3 protein-coding genes and 1 pseudogene are annotated in these 4,129 nt (G+C 68.6%); 2 read left to right on the top strand and 2 right to left on the bottom strand.

All coding sequences use genetic code 11. The annotated features are described in order from the left end of the window. Positions 1 to 2,120, top strand: a 2,120-nt coding sequence (locus I0Q12_RS17930; protein WP_231610916.1) for an aconitate hydratase, incomplete at its 5' end; no start/stop codon positions are given. A 258-nt stretch (positions 2,121 to 2,378) separates the two neighbouring features. Next, positions 2,379 to 2,945: a TetR/AcrR family transcriptional regulator gene (locus I0Q12_RS17925; protein ID WP_197253181.1), complete on the top strand. Its 567-nt coding sequence runs from the start codon at positions 2,379 to 2,381 to the stop codon at positions 2,943 to 2,945. A 31-nt stretch (positions 2,946 to 2,976) separates the two neighbouring features. Here the strand turns inward: I0Q12_RS17925 and I0Q12_RS17920 are convergent, their stop codons facing one another. Continuing rightward, positions 2,977 to 3,228, bottom strand: a complete 252-nt coding sequence (locus I0Q12_RS17920; protein WP_197253179.1) for a helix-turn-helix domain-containing protein — start codon at positions 3,226 to 3,228, stop codon at positions 2,977 to 2,979. Between the two features lie 113 nt (positions 3,229 to 3,341). After that, positions 3,342 to 4,129: pseudogene (locus I0Q12_RS33150) on the bottom strand (ATP-binding cassette domain-containing protein); the annotation flags it as partial.

The raw sequence follows: 4,129 nt of genomic DNA, 5'->3' as shown, positions 1-4,129 counted from the left end.
CGATGCTCGGCCAGCCGGTCTCCATGCTCATCCCGCGCGTGGTCGGCTTCAAGCTCACCGGTGAGATCCAGCCCGGTGTGACCGCCACCGACGTCGTGCTCACCGTCACCGACATGCTCCGCAAGCACGGTGTGGTCGGCAAGTTCGTCGAGTTCTACGGCGCCGGCGTCGCCGAGGTGCCGCTCGCGAACCGCGCGACGCTGGGCAACATGAGCCCCGAGTTCGGTTCCACCGCCGCGATCTTCCCGATCGACGGCGAGACCATCAACTACCTGCGCCTCACCGGCCGCAGCGACGAGCAGCTCGCGCTCGTCGAGGCGTACGCCAAGGAACAGGGCATGTGGCACGACGCCGCGAACGAGCCGGCCTACTCCGAGTACCTGGAGCTGGACCTGTCGACGGTCGTCCCGTCGATCGCCGGCCCGAAGCGCCCGCAGGACCGCATCCTGCTGTCGGAGTCGAAGATCGCCTTCCGCAAGGACATCCACAACTACGTCGAGGAGCAGCTGCCGGCCGAGCACAGCAAGCTCGACGAGGCCGTCGAGGAGTCCTTCCCGGCGTCCGATCCGGCCGTCCTGTCCTTCGCCGACGACGACGCCGTCGTCGTCCACTCGGCCGCCAACGGCGCCCACGGCCGTCCGTCGAAGCCGGTCAAGGTCGTCTCCGAGGATCGCGGCGAGTTCATCCTCGACCACGGTGCCGTCGTGGTCGCGGGCATCACGTCCTGCACCAACACCTCGAACCCGTCGGTCATGCTGGGCGCTGCCCTCCTGGCCCGCAACGCGGTCGAGAAGGGCCTGTCCACCAAGCCGTGGGTCAAGACCAACATGGCTCCGGGCTCGCAGGTCGTCAACGACTACTACGAGAAGGCCGGCCTGTGGCCGTACCTCGAGAAGCTCGGCTTCTACCTCGGCGGTTTCGGCTGCACCACCTGCATCGGTAACACCGGCCCGCTGCCGGAGGAGATCTCCAAGGCCGTCAACGACAACGACCTGTCGGTGACCGCGGTGCTCTCGGGCAACCGCAACTTCGAGGGCCGCATCTCCCCCGACGTCAAGATGAACTACCTGGCGTCCCCGCCGCTGGTCATCGCGTACGCGCTCGCGGGCACGATGGACTTCGACTTCGAGCACGACGCGCTGGGCCAGGACCAGGACGGCAACGACGTGTTCCTGAAGGACATCTGGCCGTCCGCGCAGGAGATCGACGACACCATCAAGTCGGCGATCAGCCAGGACATGTTCCGCAAGTCCTACGCCGACGTGTTCAAGGGTGACAGCCGCTGGCAGAACCTGGAGACCCCCGAGGGCGACACGTTCGCGTGGAACCCGGACTCCACCTACGTCCGCAAGGCCCCGTACTTCGACGGCATGCCGCTCGAGGCACAGCCGGTCAAGGACATCAAGGGCGCCCGCGTTCTCGCGCTGCTCGGCGACTCGGTCACCACCGACCACATCAGCCCGGCCGGCCCGATCAAGCCCGGGACCCCGGCCGCGCAGTACCTGGATGCGCACGGCGTCGAGCGCAAGGACTACAACTCGCTCGGTTCGCGTCGTGGCAACCACGAGGTGATGGTCCGCGGCACGTTCGCGAACATCCGTCTGCAGAACCAGCTCCTGGACGGCGTCTCGGGCGGCTACACCCGCGACTTCACCCAGGAAGGCGCTCCGCAGTCGTTCATCTACGACGCGTCGCAGAACTACCAGCAGGCCGGCATCCCGCTGGTCGTCCTGGGCGGCAAGGAGTACGGCTCCGGTTCGTCGCGTGACTGGGCCGCCAAGGGCACCCGTCTGCTCGGCGTGAAGGCCGTCATCACCGAGTCGTTCGAGCGCATCCACCGCTCGAATCTCATCGGCATGGGTGTCATCCCGCTGCAGTTCCCGGCCGGCGAGTCCGCGAAGTCGCTGGGCCTGACGGGCACCGAGGTCTTCGACATCGAGGGCATCGAGAAGCTCAACGAGGGCGTCACCCCGGAGACGGTGAAGGTCACCGCGACCAAGGAGAACGGTGAGAAGGTCGTCTTCGACGCGGTCGTGCGCATCGACACCCCCGGCGAGGCGGACTACTACCGCAACGACGGCATCCTGCAGTACGTCCTGCGCAACATGATTCGGGGATAGAGACGGCTGTGCGGCTGCCTCGCCGTTCCGGCGGGGCAGCCGCCCATCCCGTGCGCGTCGCCGCCCCCGGGGCGCGACGCGACGGTGAGCACTCTCGGCCCGAACAGGCGCCAAGCGCTCACGACCACGTTTCGCGGTGCTACACCGTCGAATCGGCCGTGGTCGTGAGCGCTTTGCTCCACGCGGGCCTTCAACGGCCCCAGGGCCCTTGCCACGGATGCCGGAGTGCTCACACCGCACACGACGAAGGAGGTGCCGGTGCCCAAGGTCAGTGAGGACCATCTCGCCGCGCGGCGGAGCCAGATTCTCGACGGCGCGCGGCGCTGCTTCGCCGAACACGGCTACGAAGGCGCGACGGTTCGGCGTCTCGAGGACGCCACCGGACTGTCGCGCGGCGCGATCTTCCATCATTTCAAGGACAAGGACGGACTCTTCCTGGCGCTCGCCCAGGAGGACGCCCGGCGGATGGCGGAGGTCGCGGCCGACGAAGGTCTCGTCCAGGTGATGCGGGACATGCTCGCCTCGCCCGAACAGTTCGACTGGCTCGGCACCCGGCTCGAGATCACCCGCAGGCTGCGGACCGATCCCGAGTTCGCGCGGGCGTGGACCGAGCATTCGGCGCAGCTGACCGAGGCGACCGAACGCCGGCTCGAGCGGCAGCGGGAAGCCGGCCGGTTGCGCGACGACGTGCCCACCGGTGTGCTGCTGGGCTATCTGGATCTGGTGCTCGACGGTCTCGTCGCACGGCTCGCGTCCGGGCACGCGGAGAAGGAACTCACCCAGGTCCTGGACCTGGTCGAGGAGTCGGTGCGCCGCCGCGACTGAGCGCGGCGGGCCCCGGGTCCGGCGGTGCCGGTCAGGCGGTGCTGCCCGAGGCCGCTGCGCGCCGACGGTTGGGGCCGCCGCGGCCGCGGAGCGCGACGTGGGATTCGACGAGCACGTTGTGCACGAATCCGTAGGACCGGCCCGTCTCCTGCGCGAGCGTGCGGATGCTGGCCCCGGCCTCGTAGCGGCGCTTGAGTTCCTGTTGGAGGCGGTCCCGGGACTCCCCGGTGACGCGTGTTCCCTTGCTGAAAGTGGACTGCCCGTCTTCGGATCTGCGTGCCATCGGATCCCTCCCGTCGGCTCGACAAGGCTCCGCTTACCAGGCTAGTTCACGTAGACGAAACCCGAGGCAGATCGCTGCGCACCGCAACGATTCCGCCCCATCCGTCACCGGAGTTACGCCAGCTGGATCAGCTCGAGGTACTCCTGCGACCAATGGTCCTCGGTGCCGTCGGGCAGCAGGATCACCCGTTCGGGGTTCAGCGCCTCGGCCGCACCCGGGTCGTGGGTGACCAGCACCACCGCTCCCTCGTAGCTGCGCAGCGCGTCGAGCACCTGTTCCCGCGAGACCGGGTCGAGGTTGTTGGTGGGCTCGTCGAGCAGCAGCACGTTCGCCGCCGACGACACCAGCCCGGCCAGCGCCAAGCGGGTCTTCTCACCGCCGGACAGCGTCCCGGCGGGCTGGTCGAGCTGCGGCCCGCTGAACATGAACGCGCCCAGGAGCCCTCGCAGATCCTGCTCCCCCGCGTCCGGCGCGGCGTGCCGGATGTTCTCCCACACGGTGTCGTCGTCGTCGATCGTGTCGTGCTCCTGCGCGAAGTACCCGATCTTCAGCCCGTGGCCGGCGACGAGTTCCCCGAGGTCCGGCTTCTCGACGCCGGCGAGCAGCCGCAGCAGCGTGGTCTTGCCGGCACCGTTGAGACCGAGGATCACGACGCGGCTGCCGCGGTCGATCGCCAGGTCCACGCCGGTGAAGATCTCGAGCGACCCGTAGACCTTGGTCAGTTCCTTCGCCATGAGCGGGGTCTTGCCGCACGCGGCGGGCGTCGGGAACCGGATCTTGGCGACCTTGTCGGCGACGCGCACGTCGTCGAGGTCGTTGAGCAGTTTCTCGGCGCGCTTGGCCATGTTCTGCGCGGCGGTGGCCTTGGTGGCCTTCGCGCCGAGCTTCGCGGCCTGCTTCT

The sequence above is a fragment of the Rhodococcus sp. CX genome, assembly GCF_015865005.1.
In the GTDB taxonomy this organism is placed as follows: Bacteria; Actinomycetota; Actinomycetes; order Mycobacteriales; family Mycobacteriaceae; genus Rhodococcus.
Note: the sequence above shows the minus strand (reverse complement) of the source record. Positions and strands in the feature narration are given on the sequence as shown.